We start from the raw sequence: 13,594 nt of genomic DNA on the forward strand, positions 1-13,594 counted from the left end.
GATGTCACTCCTATTCAATCTTTCATGCGTTTATTCATTTCTAATTACGATACACAATACGGAATTATGGATTAAAATGCAAATATTGAAAACGCGGACGAAAGGCCGTTTCAGCCTTTTCATCCGCGTTTAATCCATAATATTGGCTTTAGATTCATGCTCGTTAAAATAAACTCAATTATTACCTGACATAATTTGTTATATTACACTTCCTCCGAAGAGGAAACGGTTCTTCCAAGAATCGCTGAAATTACCGACCAGTACGCCGCCGGACTTTTGGGAGTACGTATGGAGAAGCTTATTGTCTCCAAGATAAATAGCAACATGGGTAATACGCTGCTTGGACTTGTCCAATCCGGCATAATCTGAAGCGGAGGAACCTCTATAACTCATGAAGAATACCAGGTCTCCGCGCTTCAAATTACTGATTTTGCTAACGGCAGTTCCTTTGTCCTTAATCCAGTCACCTTGTGTGCGGGAACTGCTTGGAAGCTTAATGCCTGTCCCTTCCAAAAATGCTCGACGAACAAAGGCAGAGCAATCAAAGGTCGCCGTTGAATTGCGGTCTGAACCAAATTCATAAGGAGTACCCAAGTACTTCATTCCCGCTTTAATAGCATTCTCTACCATAACAGAGCTGGAAGTCGATCCATTGCTATTGTTATTCGAGGAGCTTCCACCCGTGTTTGTGCTTCCTCCAGGTACAATATATTTCGAAGAAGCGTAGCCCTGTTTCCCTGAGCTTGTCTTCACTTCATACCAACTGCTGCTGCTTTTTTTTATAATCTGAACCTTTTCGCCTTTATTAATTTTGGCAACGATTTTGCCTGAAGTCGATGGCTTGCTTCTCAGATTGACGTTAGAATTAGCTTTCCCCTGCTGTACGCTGACCTGAGCCGTGGATGCTGCAGCCGCGTATGTAGTAGTTGATCCGTATGTATAAGAACCCATAACCGCTGCAGACAAAAGCGCACCGGCCATTATCTTTCTCCAATTCATTTGCATGTGATGTAGTACCTCCCTGATTCTTGTAAAAGTCCGGAATCTGAAAACATGTTCCGTCTTCCCGTCCCCCATTATAGACAGGCCAAAACCGGGACTGCATGCTCCGATTTTCACAAATGAACAAACCAACTTCTACCAAAAACAAGGACTTTCGTCTTGAATCCGACCTGATATTGGGTACATAGGATTATTAATGAAACGACTACTTTCAATATTTTCCTTACTAAATGGATAAATTTATATATTCCACTTCTTGTTTCCGGATCTCCTAAAAGAATTGAGCATGCACCAGTCAAAAAAAAGAGAGCTGCGTACACCTGATTGGTGGAGGCAGTTCTCCTTTTGGATTCACAAGATGAAATTTACGGTTTCTTCGGATAAAGTGGATAACCTGGATTTTCAGGCACATCAATCAAAATCATTCTTAGTCTCTCACTGGCTGTAAGACTGAGTAATTCATTAGCATTCGAACTCAGAAGGACAAAATCCTTATGATGGAAATGAAGCCCGTCTCCCTCTGTTTGGCCATCCCAAATTCCGCTACCCCGGACAGCAAGGGCGGTTAACACGCGTCCTTGAAGTAGCTTATAGGTTATGCTCTTACCTTCCTGAAGATGGACATCATACATACGGGCATCTACCGCTAAATCAGCAGGAGATCTATCACCGATGACCGTCTTACGGACAATTCCATCCTCCCGTTCGATATGAAAGTCTTTGTGCTGGTATCGCCGATAAGACGGATTTTGCTTTAAAGAGTCCCGCAATAGCGGTTCAAACCAGATCTGAAATCCTTCCACATCCGGGCCAATAAAGCGCTCCTCATGCCGGACTCCCGATCCTGCGCGCATGAGTTGCAGACCACCGGCCTCTACCTCACTTTTGATACCGAGCGTATCACCATGAACCGCTCTACCTTGAATCATATAGGTGATGATCTCAAAGCCTTGGTGCGGATGCAATCCTATATATCCCTCAAGAGGTGAGTGAAACCAGGACCAATAAAACAGCGGACCTACACGGGTAACGGCAGAGCCCTCTCCCGAAAGACCGATCGGCTTCGATTCTGTAATTTTCCCTCCATCGTATATGCCTCTACCATGCATTTCGGGTGGATATAGCGTCCCTTTCATGTCCTGACTCCTCCTTACGACTTGTATTGTTTTTTACTTTTAAACTCATAATATCTTAAATTAAGATAATATCAACTACTATTAAGATGGTATATTTATACTGGCTTTCAGCTTATGTTCAGAAAAGTTTCAGGAGTCATTCAGCTTTCCTGTGTATTATCGTTGTTAGTTAATATAGATACTGGAATGGATACGGGGGCTACAGTGATGAATACGATCAAAGGCATCAAAGTTTTGCTGGTGGATGATGAGCCGCATATTTTGCAATTTTTAGAGCTTGGGCTGCGTAGTGAAGGGTTTGAGGTGGAATCCGCTTCAGACGGTATAAGCGCTGTTCAAATGGCGGATCGATTCAATCCTCATATCATCATCCTGGACATCATGATGCCGGGAATCGACGGCGTGGAGGTATGTCGGCAATTAAAACAGAACCGAAATGACGCCGCCATTATTATGCTCACCGCTAAGGACGATGTAAGCGACCGGATTCGTGGACTCACAACCGGTGCGGATGATTATATGATAAAGCCCTTCAGCTTCGAGGAACTTCTCGCCCGGATTCAGGCCCGGCTTCGCAATCAATTCCCTAGTTTTTTCGGTGAAATTACATTTGGTCCCTTTCGAATTGATGACCGTAAACGAGAAATCTCATACTTGGGGCAAGCCCTGACATTATCCCCGACAGAGTATGACCTGCTTAAACTACTGGTCACTAAGCACGGCACCGTCATGAGCAAGAGCAAAATTTTAAACATCGTATGGGACTATGATTTTGGTGGAGAGGACAACATTGTCGAAGTGTATATCCGCTCTCTTCGCGAGAAGCTGGGAGATAAAGAGCACGTAATTATACGCACCCTGCGGGGTGCCGGATACCGGGTTGATCTACCATGAAGGAACGTATCTCAAAGCTATTCCGGAAACCCGGTTCTCTAAGGGTTCAGCTGTTATCCAGGTCGCTGTTCGTCCTGGCTGTACTTCTGATTCTGATAGGTTTCCTGCAGTATGTATTGATGAAAAATGTCATGTACCATAGCCAGGCGGAAGCAATGACGGCCCAGCTGCGCTCCGTTCCCAGAGACGTCTGGAATTCTTCCGGGACTTTACCTGACAGACACGAGCCGGATCAGATCGATAACGGCAAGCAGGCCAAAGAACCCGAGGTAGGCCACAGACCGTTGTTCTTCATGCCGGACATGTCACTGGCCGTTATCGACGCGGAGGGCGGTTTTAATGAGGTGCAGACTGATGGAGGATATAGCGCACCGCAACTGCCGGCTGATACGTATCGTTCCATTTTAAGTGAAATGAAGGAACGTAAGCCGAACGAGTACCGGGTGGTAGAAGATAAGGATGGCACCGAACAATTGGTTGTGTTCCTCCCTGCCGGCAATCCGGGAAATCCAGAAGGACTGTTACAGATGGGGAAAAATACAGATCCGATTCAGGATGTGATTCTGCGGCAATTGATGACTTTTACTGCACTCGCATTGCTCGCAATGGCCGGTGGTCTGCTTCTCTATCTGCCGCTTCTGCGCCAAGCATTAAATCCGTTGAACAACATGGTGGAGGCCGTAGAGCGGACGGATGCCGGCAATTTGGCTGACCGCTTTCCAGATCAGCAGGGTCAGCAGGAGATAGACCGTCTGGCAAAATCGTTTAACGGCATGCTGGAACGCTTGAACACTTCCTTCCAGGCGGAGCGTGATTCCAAAGAACAGATGCGACGTTTCATAGCAGATGCATCACACGAGCTTCGAACACCGCTGACCTCCATTCACGGCTTTCTGGAAGTGCTGCTCCGGGGAGCAGCCAATCATCCGGAACAGCTGGAAGTAGCTTTACGCAGTATGCATGGCGAATCAAACCGTATGAAAAAGTTAATCGAAGATCTCCTTCTTCTCGCCAAGCTCGACAGAGCTCCCGAACTCCAGCTAAAGGAAACTCAGCTGGATACGCTGATCATGGAGATGGAACCGCATCTGAGAATGTTGGCGGGAGAACGTTACGTTGCCTTCGACCTGGAGAAAGGCATTCTCTGCATATGTGATTCAGACAAACTCAAGCAGGTCGTGTTGAACTTGTTTCATAATGCCGTCCAGCACACTGACCCTAAAAAAGGACAGATTGAGGTCAGCTTGAGACTCCATGAGAAACAAGCCGTTCTTACAGTGAGTGACAATGGTCAAGGCATACCGTTCGATCATCTTCCTCACCTGTTTGAACGATTTTACCGCATCGATCATTCCCGAAGTCGCAAATATGGAGGCTCCGGGTTAGGACTTTCGATTACACAATCCATTGTGGAAGCTCATGGCGGTACGATTGAAGCGGACAGCAAGGTTGGTGAAGGTACTGTATTCCGTATAACCATACCATCACAATAAACAATCAAGGGACTATCCGTAACGGTCGATACATGGCCTTGGACAGTCCCTGATTTTAGTAAGAGTTCCGATATACCGTTTTAATTCCACCTGACCTTTCTATCAATAACCTCAGCCCTATATCAAATGTAAATATTCCCTTAAAGCTAACTGATTTTTAACAAAGATCTGTTTATTACCTGATAAAGATATTAAACCTAAATCCTCAAACTTACTGAATTTTCGGCTTACCGTTTCTCTTGCAACACCTACGTAACTCGCCACTTCTTCTCGTGTTATGGGTAATTCGATAAGAATTCCCTCATTTTTTTTCATTCCAAACTTTTGGCAGAATTCCAATATCATTTGTGCGATTCTTACTTCTGCATCGTTAGTCGCTAAATTCTGTGCTAAATTTTCTATATGGGCTAACCGTTTTGTCACCGCTCTTAAAAGTTTTAGTGCAATTTCAGGATTGGCTTCCATAATACGATCAATATCATCTTTAGTTAACAGGCAAATCACTGTATCTTCAATAGCATATACACTAAAATTGTTTACTTCATCATGATTAAAAAGATGCAATTCCCCAAAAAACTCGCCAGTTGTCAAAATATATAAAATTTGTTCTTTCCCATTTACAGTAAATTTAGATACTTTTACTTGCCCTTTATTCACAATAAATAATTTGTCTGATTTCTCGCCCTCGAGCAGAAGCGCTTGCCCCTTTTTGAAATGGATGTGTTTCGTCATTTTAGCTACTTTTAAGATTTCCTCATCAGATAATTCCTTGAAAATCGGAACTTTTTTAGGGCAAGGCTCTATCTTTTTATGATTATCATGGTTGCAATTATGTTCCTTCATTATCATCACCTAATAAGAAATTTTATTATCAATAACAAAAATATATCATTACGCTAAAGGCACTATTATGTTTTGAATCACACTGCTTCATAATGGAAGCTGGCTCCAAAAGTATCTACTTCTTATATTTCAAGAAAAAAACCACAGCTCAAGAGCTGTGGTCAAGTAAATAATGGTATATGTGCCGTTATCCTATTCTTCTACCTCTGCAAATTTATCTTTATCTTCGCCACACACTGGGCATACCCAATCCTCCGGCAAATCCTGAAATGAAGTCCCGGGTTCAACACCTTCATCAGGATCCCCAACAGTCGGATCGTAAATGTAACCACAGGGTAAACAAATGTATTTTTTCATTGCCAAATCCTCCTTGTTGTTTAAGCGGTTGTCGTAAGCCGACCTTTCACTTCACTCATTAAATCCTTTATAGAACTATCATTCAGATTAATCCCCTCTAGTGAAACTTTGCTCTCAATAGCTGTCTTATACGGAATAGACGCCAACATGTCACCAAGAGAAATAACACCAACCATTTTATTATCTTTAATAAAGATTCTAGTGTATTTTTCAGCACCATCTTCCTCAATGATCGTAGTATCACAGCGGCATTCATCTATGAATCCAATTGAAAACAGAGAAAGATTAAAGCCATTGAACACCGTAAACGGAGTCGTCTTCTGATAAGATTCAGCAACAGACACCATATTCTTACCTGCTACTTTTCCTTGGTCCATCGCCGGGCCCCATAGACCTTCCACTTCACCATTCAACTCTGTTACATCTCCAGCGGCATAAACATCTTTAATGTTCGTTTCCATTCGCTCATTCACAATAATCCCCTTGCCCGTATGGATTGGTGTGTTTTCTGTTAGGTCGATGTTCGGAACAACTCCGATGGAGTAGATCACACTATCACAAGAAACGGTTTGGTCCTCCAGTACGATCCCTTCTACTTTTTCTCCGCCTACGATCTGCTTAATGGAGGTATTTAAATGAACATCTACGCCTGCTTCTTCAATTTTATTTTTTAGTAAGGCACTGAACTTATCATCCAGTTGTCTGGCCATTAGCCTTGGCGCAGCTTCGACAATCGTAACCTTTTTACCCGCCTTAAAAATAGACCAAGCCGTTTCTAATCCTTGAATTCCCCCGCCAATATTTACGATGCTTGTTTTATCCTCTATAAATGCTTTGAAGTCTTCTGCTTCATGCATTTCTCTAATGGTATAAACCCCTTTTTTATTTGCCCCATCAATTAGCAGCTTCCGGTTTTTAGCTCCCGTACAAATGAGTAATTTATCATACTGAATCGTTTCACCCGTTGACGTATGGAGGGTATGATTATCGGAATCAATAAGTTCGATTTTTGTATGAAGCAGGGTTTGGATATTTTGAGTTTGATACCATTTTTCCTTCTTAATTAGCACTTTCTCACTGCTCAAGTCTGAAAATAATTCCTTTGATAATTTAATTCTGTTATAGGGTAATGATGTTTCGGATCCAATTAACCATATATTCGCTTCCTGATCCAGTTCTCGTATTGCTTTCGCTGCATTTACAGCCGCAACACCCGTTCCGATGATACAATAATTCTTATTCATTTTTTCACCCACTTATCGTGATACTAGATTGCACTTAGCAGTAAATCGGCCACGTAAGTAGCGGAATGCTCAATTTTTTTCAACTGATCATCTTTGGGAGCAAATCTCACTCTTACAGGAAACTCCACATGCGTCATGCCCGTCGTTTTAATAACATGTGAGGTGCTTTGAACATTCATATTTGTCTGGTTAAGGTAGTCTTGAATAACTTCAGTAGCTTCTCCGCTCCAACCGTATGACCCAAAGGCAGCGCCAATTTTTCCTTCAAGATCCATCTTTGTCAGCACTTTAAGCAGATCCTCCAAATTGCCGATCATATCCGCATATTTCGTCGAACTACCAATGAATACGGCATCGGCTTCCTTAATGCTTTCGAGGATTTCAACTTGATCTGACTTATCCGCATTGAACACAGAGGCTTGGATGTTATTTTCTTCAAAAATTTTCTTTAAATATTCTGCTATCTTTTTCGTACTGTTCCTAATCGTTGTGTATACAATCGTTACTTTCTTGCCTTCAATCGTATCCGCACTCAATGTTGCATAGAGATCAATGTACTTTTGGATGTCGTTTCGTAAAATATAACCGTGGGAAGGGGCAACCATCTGAACATCTAAATCTTCTAATGCATTGATTAATGTTCTTACGTATCTTCGATGTGGATGAATAATCGCATTGTAGTAGCCAATAAAGTCTTCTGTAATATCATAGCCTGCTTCATCAGCGAAAAACTCTTTACCTGCAACATGTGTGCTAAAGATATCGCAAGGGAATAAGATTTTATCCTCAATGCAATAAGTAATCATGGTTTCTTCTGTGTGAAGATATGGGGTTTCTTTGAACTTCAGTGTTTTGCCTCCGATATCTAATGTATCTCCATCCTTTACGACCAGAAAATTTCTGCTATGAAGCTTGTACATTTCTTTTAATTCATTTACTGCAATTTCTGTACAGACAATCGTTGCATCAGGTGCTCTTCCCGCTAACGCTGCTAATCCACCTGAATGGTCGGGTTCCGTATGGTTAATGACGATATATTGAATTTCTTTAGGGTCGATCAATTCGCTTAAATACTCTACAAATTCTCTGCCAAACTCCAAATCCACCGTATCGATTACCGTCGGCTTTTCTGTTTTTAACAAATACGCATTATAAGTCGTCCCTTTTGCTAAAATTAATCTATGAAATGGCACTTCTCTATCATCAATTTTTCCTACCCAGAAAATATCCTTTGCCAGCATTACTTCATTCATCTATATCGCCCTCCTGATTTGAATGTCTCTTAACAAGATCCATCGTACAGTACTTAAAAAAATCAAATCAGGATTTGAATCACAATTTAAAAGTAATTCATGGCTTCCACTTTAGAACCCGATCTAACTTGCGTCTTTTTTCCTTGTGTCTGACAATTTGGTACAATTACAGTCGATACGTATGTTATGCCTAGAGAAGGGACTTATCGATATGTTTAAAATTTTTATCGTCGAGGATGACTATAATCTGGTCAGCCTACTCAAAGAACATCTTCACAAATTCGGTTACATGACTCAATCCGTGGACGACTTTGAGACCGTACGCAGTCAATTCGAACAGTATGATCCGCAGCTTGTCCTCCTTGACGTCAATCTCCCAAAATATGATGGATACTACTGGTGCCGCCAGTTCCGCAGCATCTCCACCTGTCCCATTGTGTTCATCTCCGCCCGTGACGGCAAAATGGATCAGGTGATGGCACTGGAAAACGGTGCTGACGATTATATAACAAAGCCCTTTGATTATGAAATTGCTATGGCCAAAATCAAAAGCCAGCTGCGCCGGGCCTATGGCTCCTACGCATCGGCAAATAACGAGCGTACGCTAGCTGTTGCCGGTCTGACGCTGGACGTTGAACGCCTTTCCTTAACGTTAGGCGATTCCCAGATTGATCTTAGCCACACAGAGGCCAAAATATTGGACGAACTCATGCAGCGATCCGGACAAGTGGTAAGCCGGGATCGACTATTGGAGAAAATATGGGATGACCAGGTCTTTGTGGATGACAACACCCTCAACGTCTACGTAACCCGTGTACGCAAAAAACTTGTCCAACTCGGTATTGAAGAAGGGTTGCAGACGATAAGGGGACGCGGCTATCGCCTCAGTCCGAATTGGAGTGAAGAGATATGAAACTGTTTCTGCGCGAGCAGCGGCCGTTGATCTTTGTTTACATCGCTCAGCTTCTCATCATTACGCTGGTTTACTGGCTGGACGGATACAGAAATATGTCTGTCAGTATCTATGCCTGCTTGATCAGCGGCTGTCTGCTGGTTGGTTACCTCATCTTCCGTTACGTCGCCAATCGCTCATTTTACAAAAGATTAGAGCAGTCGCATGCTTCTCCGGAACCGTTCCAGAGGGAATTCTCCCGCGAACCTTCCCAAACCCCGCTCGCCGAGGCACTGCAGCAGGTGCTGCGGAGCCAATTCAGGCATTACACTACCGATCTGCACAACTATAAACATAGAATCGAATCTCATATTCAGTTTATCAACCAATGGGCCCATCAAATGAAGACCCCCATATCGGTCATTCATCTGATCCTGCAGAAAAAGGACGACCCCGATTCCACAGCCATCGGTGACGAACTTGACCGTCTAAAGAAGGGGCTTGATCTCGTACTGTACACGGCACGCCTTGATACGTTCGAGCGGGATTTCTATGTCGAGACTTTACAGTTGGATCAAATTGTACGGTCAGCAGCGTCGGAGCAGAAACGTCTCTTTATCCGCCGACGGATTTTTCCTTCTATTGATGTAGAGGCTGGGCTTTCGATCACTTCCGATGAAAAGTGGTTGTCCTTTGCACTCTCTCAGCTCATTACAAATGCCGTCCGCTACACACCGTCAGAACGAGGGAAGCTGTTTTTTAAAGGTTACCGCCAAGACCAAAACGTTGTTCTGGAAATCAGAGATGAGGGAATTGGAATTCCCGGCAGCGACTTGCCTCGCGTATTTGATCCATATTTCACCGGTGAGAACGGCAGACGTTACCATGAATCAACCGGAATGGGACTGTATTTAGTGCAGCAAATTTGCAGCAAGCTCGGCCATGATCTCCATATTGAATCCATCGTTGGAGAAGGAACGACCGTCCAGATTACATTTCACGGTTCTTGAACCTTACAGAGTTGTAAGGTAACTGTAAGTTATCGCCATAGCAGCAGTCTGTGGTACTGTCCTACAATAAAGATACCAGGTAAGGAGTGTGAGCAAGAGTGCCTATCCTTAACGTTAAACATCTAACTAAAATTTACGAAGGCCGAGTGGCACATCAGGCTCTGCATAACATTCATTTTTCTGCCGAAATGGGTGAATTTGTTGGCATTATGGGTCCTTCCGGTAGCGGAAAAACAACGCTCCTCAACCTGATCGCGACCATAGATCAACCTACAGCTGGTGAAGTGAATATCAACGGACGCAATCCGCATCTTCTGGGCCGAAATGAAGCTGCGCTCTTCCGTCGACGAGAGTTGGGATTTGTGTTCCAGCACTTCAATCTGCTAGACACACTGACGGTAGAGGAGAACATCGTTCTCCCTCTTACATTAGACGGCGAATCTTTGCGCGAAATGGACAGAAAGCTGAGTGAGATCGCAGACAGACTCGGAATCCGGTCCATTTTGAACAAACGCACGTATGAAATTTCCGGAGGACAAATGCAGCGGACAGCTATTGCGCGGGCGCTTATTCAACAGCCTTCTCTTATTCTTGCGGATGAGCCGACCGGAAATCTGGATTCCAAAGCATCCAAGGATGTTATGCAGGCTTTGTCGGGGATGAGCAAAGAGGCTTCAGCTACCGTACTGATGGTAACGCATGACCCAGTAGCAGCCAGCTACTGTGACCGTGTCCTGTTCATTAAAGACGGTCAGCTTTATAATGAGATCTACTGTGGCGACAACCGCCAAGCCTTTTTCCAGAAGATCATTGATATGCTCGCCCTGCTCGGAGGAGGAAACCATGACCTTTCGGCAATTCGTTTTTAGGAATGTTGTCCGGAACAAACGCACCTACGCCGCTTACTTTCTGAGCAGCTCCTTTTCGGTCATGATTTTTTTTGTTTGCGCGTTGTTCATCTTTAACCCAGGGATAAGGGAAGAGACATTTTATCCTGTCGTTATGCAGGCTATGGTAGGGGCCGAGCTTATCATGTATATCTTCTCGTTCTTCTTCGTGCTCTACTCGGTGAGCTCTTTTCTCAAAACACGAAAACGCGAATTTGGCGTACTGTTCATGCACGGAATGACTCAAGACCAGTTTAATAAGATGGTTTTTCTTGAAAATATGATTATCGGCATTGGCTCCATCCTGACCGGAATGACGTGTGGGATCATCACTGGCAAGCTGTTTCTGATGGCCGGGGCCGCCTTTCTCGGCGTCCCTTCCTTGCCATTTCATCTGTCTCTGCTTGCTATTGGACTGACCGTGGGCGGTTTTATGCTTCTGTTTATTCTGATCTCGCTTTTTACATCCCTGCTGCTTCGTCCGGTTACATTAATCGAATTGTTCCAGTCCGGACTAAAGCCAAAAACCGAAGCCAAGGTATCACCTCTTCTGGCGCTTCTGGCCGCAGCACTCTTGGTGATCAGCTACACACTGGCAGCAACGACGACAGCGGCTTCACTCATTTACCGTGTGTTTCCCGTGACCCTGATGACCATTGTCGGCACCTACTTACTTTATTCACAGCTTAGCATCTTCCTGATAAGGTTACTAAAACGCAGCAGGCTGTTTACCTGGAGCCGAACCCGGTTGATTTCACTTTCGAGCCTAAATTATCGGTTAAAAGATAATGCGCAAATGTTGTTTATGGTCACGACAGTACTTGCTGTTTCTTTCTGTTCTGTCGGCGTGTTTGCTTCCATACCCGTACTGACCAAGCAATTTAACGAAGATTTTCCCGCAGCTGTGGGTTATATGGCCAAAGAAGGTGATTATTCAGAGTTCGAACACCTTCAGGAAATTCAGCAGGAACTAACCGAACGATCCATTCCGTTTGAATCCATATCCTTGCCGGTTAAATATGTTGAGGTTGTTTCTTCAACCATTAAAAATCCTCCGGATTTGCTTCCGTTGCTGTCATTTTCCGATTACCGAAAGGCAGCTAAGATGGCCGGATTTTCTTTTAACGAAGAACCATTAACCGGGAACGATGCTCTAGTGCTCGTCAATTCGCAAAATAAGCGGACTCATATCCGAGCGCGCGCCCAGGTATCTTACACACTCCACGGTTCTGAAGCCGAAGTTACGGAAATTGGCTATACTCAGCATGTCGCGGTTCCGGAATATTTGCTGCCTAAGCTGCATGAAGACTCTCTATTCGGCGGCCTTGTGGTCAGTGACGCCCGGTTCGAACAAATCTCATCACCGGAGAGAACAGATCGATATACAGGCTTTTATGTTCAAGATTTCCGGCAAACCGAAGGTATCGCATCCCACTTAACGACCAGAGGAGAAGTTCATTACGAGATGAATGAGCCGTATGCACTCACGGTCAGCGGAACGCTGTTTGCCCTAATGAACAGTCAGTTCAGTATGATGCTATTCGCAGCCCTGCTCGTAGGGACCGTGTTCTTCATAGCGGCCGGCAGCTTTCTATATTTCCGGCTGTACGCCGATCTGGATTATGACTTCCGTTTCTACGCTACTGTGTCAAGAATCGGGCTGACGGACCGTGAATTCAGCCGAATCGTCACAGGACAGCTGGCCCTTCTGTTTTTCGTACCGATTGGCACAGCGATCCTTCATAGTATTTTTGCATTCATTGCCCTTCAGAGCTATTTCTTCCTTTCGATTGCTACAGAGATGGGTGTGGTGCTTATCGGTTTTCTGATTGCGCAGGTTCTATATTTCCTATTCATCCGAAGCCAATACCTTCGAAAGCTAAAGAAAGCACTTATATAACGACAATCTTGGTACAAACATGTTAATGTAATGAAAGAGGTGTACGTATTGCAAAACTGGATTACACATTTTATGGAGCAGTTCGGCTACTTTGGTATTTTTCTGATGATCGCTCTGGAAAATGTATTTCCGCCGATTCCATCGGAAGTCATTTTGACCTTCGGCGGATTCATGACAACCTATACGGATCTCACGGTTCCCGGTGTCGTTATAGCAGCCACTATAGGCTCGGTCATCGGAGCTGTTATACTGTATGGTATCGGTTTGCTGCTCGATGTGGAAAGACTGGAGAAGATTATAGACCGCTGGGGCCATATTCTCCGGGTCAAAAAAGATGACATTCGCAGAGCAGATGCCTGGTTTGACAAGTATGGTTACTGGACCGTGCTCTTCTGCCGTATGGTTCCCTTGATCCGAAGCCTGATCTCCATTCCTGCGGGCATGTCCAAAATGAAATTTGGAATGTTCCTGCTGTTTACTACTCTCGGAACGCTGATCTGGAACGTAATACTCGTAGCCATAGGCGCTGCACTCGGTGATTCATGGGAAGACATACTGGCCTTTATGGATGTATACTCTAACATAGCCTATGCCGTTATAGCGGTGGCAGCCATTGTATTCGTTGTGCTCTTCATCCGCAAACGGAAAAAGTCTGCTCAATAAGAACCTGTACTATTATTCAA

At 44.2% G+C, this 13,594-nt stretch carries 13 protein-coding genes; 7 read left to right on the plus strand and 6 right to left on the minus strand.

Annotated features, from left to right (window positions below; all coding sequences use genetic code 11):
* Nucleotides 1-198: 198 nt before the first annotated feature.
* Nucleotides 199-999, minus strand: coding sequence for a C40 family peptidase (locus tag AC2TF5_RS24235; RefSeq protein ID WP_491302984.1), 801 nt, complete (start codon nucleotides 997-999; stop codon nucleotides 199-201).
* Nucleotides 1,000-1,367: 368 nt separating this feature from the next.
* Entirely contained in the window at nucleotides 1,368-2,138 is a 771-nt protein-coding gene (locus AC2TF5_RS24240; RefSeq protein WP_491299654.1) for a pirin family protein, read from the minus strand.
* A gap of 207 nt (nucleotides 2,139-2,345) precedes the next feature.
* Here AC2TF5_RS24240 and AC2TF5_RS24245 point away from each other — a divergent pair, with 207 nt between their 5' ends.
* Together AC2TF5_RS24245 and AC2TF5_RS24250 are read left to right on the plus strand one after the other, a co-directional pair.
* The gene (locus tag AC2TF5_RS24245) at nucleotides 2,346-3,032 is read left to right on the plus strand and encodes a response regulator transcription factor (RefSeq protein WP_491299655.1); all 687 of its coding nucleotides are present in this window, start codon (nucleotides 2,346-2,348) and stop codon (nucleotides 3,030-3,032) included.
* Complete coding sequence (locus AC2TF5_RS24250; protein WP_491299656.1) at nucleotides 3,029-4,525, plus strand: sensor histidine kinase; 1,497 nt, start codon at nucleotides 3,029-3,031, stop codon at nucleotides 4,523-4,525. The genes AC2TF5_RS24245 and AC2TF5_RS24250 overlap by 4 nt, the downstream gene beginning before the upstream one ends.
* Before the next feature lie 117 nt (nucleotides 4,526-4,642).
* Here the strand turns inward: AC2TF5_RS24250 and AC2TF5_RS24255 are convergent, their stop codons facing one another.
* From AC2TF5_RS24255 to AC2TF5_RS24270, 4 genes are all read right to left on the minus strand, one after another.
* Nucleotides 4,643-5,368, minus strand: a complete 726-nt coding sequence (locus AC2TF5_RS24255; protein ID WP_491299657.1) for a Crp/Fnr family transcriptional regulator — start codon at nucleotides 5,366-5,368, stop codon at nucleotides 4,643-4,645.
* Between the two features lie 192 nt (nucleotides 5,369-5,560).
* Nucleotides 5,561-5,725, minus strand: coding sequence for a rubredoxin (gene rd / locus AC2TF5_RS24260; RefSeq protein ID WP_491299658.1), 165 nt, complete (start codon nucleotides 5,723-5,725; stop codon nucleotides 5,561-5,563).
* Between the two features lie 20 nt (nucleotides 5,726-5,745).
* On the minus strand, nucleotides 5,746-6,969 hold the full coding sequence (locus AC2TF5_RS24265; RefSeq protein WP_491299659.1) for an NAD(P)/FAD-dependent oxidoreductase: 1,224 nt from the start codon (nucleotides 6,967-6,969) through the stop codon (nucleotides 5,746-5,748).
* Between the two features lie 23 nt (nucleotides 6,970-6,992).
* A complete protein-coding gene (locus AC2TF5_RS24270) occupies nucleotides 6,993-8,222 on the minus strand; it encodes an FprA family A-type flavoprotein (protein ID WP_491299660.1) in 1,230 nt (409 codons plus the stop codon).
* 211 nt (nucleotides 8,223-8,433) lie between these two features.
* On the opposite strand from AC2TF5_RS24270, the gene AC2TF5_RS24275 reads away from it, so the two are divergent.
* From AC2TF5_RS24275 to AC2TF5_RS24295, 5 genes are all read left to right on the plus strand, one after another.
* On the plus strand, nucleotides 8,434-9,135 hold the full coding sequence (locus tag AC2TF5_RS24275) for a response regulator transcription factor (RefSeq protein ID WP_491299661.1): 702 nt from the start codon (nucleotides 8,434-8,436) through the stop codon (nucleotides 9,133-9,135).
* Nucleotides 9,132-10,124 (plus strand): sensor histidine kinase, encoded by a 993-nt coding sequence (locus AC2TF5_RS24280; protein WP_491299662.1) that lies wholly within the window; start codon nucleotides 9,132-9,134, stop codon nucleotides 10,122-10,124. The genes AC2TF5_RS24275 and AC2TF5_RS24280 overlap by 4 nt, the downstream gene beginning before the upstream one ends.
* A 98-nt stretch (nucleotides 10,125-10,222) precedes the next feature.
* Nucleotides 10,223-10,993 (plus strand): ABC transporter ATP-binding protein, encoded by a 771-nt coding sequence (locus AC2TF5_RS24285; protein WP_491299663.1) that lies wholly within the window; start codon nucleotides 10,223-10,225, stop codon nucleotides 10,991-10,993.
* Nucleotides 10,968-12,911: an FtsX-like permease family protein gene (locus tag AC2TF5_RS24290; protein WP_491299664.1), complete on the plus strand. Its 1,944-nt coding sequence runs from the start codon at nucleotides 10,968-10,970 to the stop codon at nucleotides 12,909-12,911. Before AC2TF5_RS24285 ends, AC2TF5_RS24290 begins: the two co-directional genes overlap by 26 nt.
* 48 nt (nucleotides 12,912-12,959) lie before the next feature.
* Entirely contained in the window at nucleotides 12,960-13,574 is a 615-nt protein-coding gene (locus tag AC2TF5_RS24295; protein WP_491299665.1) for a DedA family protein, read from the plus strand.
* Nucleotides 13,575-13,594: the final 20 nt, after the last annotated feature.

The sequence above is a fragment of the Paenibacillus sp. JNUCC 34 genome (assembly GCF_058269055.1).

Excerpts from the sequence above, each read along its gene's own strand:
- AC2TF5_RS24255 (WP_491299657.1), bottom strand. The coding sequence starts at position 5,368 with ATGAAGGAACATAATTGCAACCATGATAATCATAAAAAGATAGAGCCT.
- AC2TF5_RS24250 (WP_491299656.1), top strand. The coding sequence starts at position 3,029 with ATGAAGGAACGTATCTCAAAGCTATTCCGGAAACCCGGTTCTCTAAGG.
- AC2TF5_RS24245 (WP_491299655.1), top strand. The coding sequence starts at position 2,346 with ATGAATACGATCAAAGGCATCAAAGTTTTGCTGGTGGATGATGAGCCG.
- AC2TF5_RS24270 (WP_491299660.1), bottom strand. The coding sequence starts at position 8,222 with ATGAATGAAGTAATGCTGGCAAAGGATATTTTCTGGGTAGGAAAAATT.
- AC2TF5_RS24290 (WP_491299664.1), top strand. The coding sequence starts at position 10,968 with ATGACCTTTCGGCAATTCGTTTTTAGGAATGTTGTCCGGAACAAACGC.
- AC2TF5_RS24265 (WP_491299659.1), bottom strand. The coding sequence starts at position 6,969 with ATGAATAAGAATTATTGTATCATCGGAACGGGTGTTGCGGCTGTAAAT.
- AC2TF5_RS24280 (WP_491299662.1), top strand. The coding sequence starts at position 9,132 with ATGAAACTGTTTCTGCGCGAGCAGCGGCCGTTGATCTTTGTTTACATC.
- rd (WP_491299658.1), bottom strand. The coding sequence starts at position 5,725 with ATGAAAAAATACATTTGTTTACCCTGTGGTTACATTTACGATCCGACT.
- AC2TF5_RS24240 (WP_491299654.1), bottom strand. The coding sequence starts at position 2,138 with ATGAAAGGGACGCTATATCCACCCGAAATGCATGGTAGAGGCATATAC.
- AC2TF5_RS24275 (WP_491299661.1), top strand. The coding sequence starts at position 8,434 with ATGTTTAAAATTTTTATCGTCGAGGATGACTATAATCTGGTCAGCCTA.
- AC2TF5_RS24235 (WP_491302984.1), bottom strand. The coding sequence starts at position 999 with ATGAATTGGAGAAAGATAATGGCCGGTGCGCTTTTGTCTGCAGCGGTT.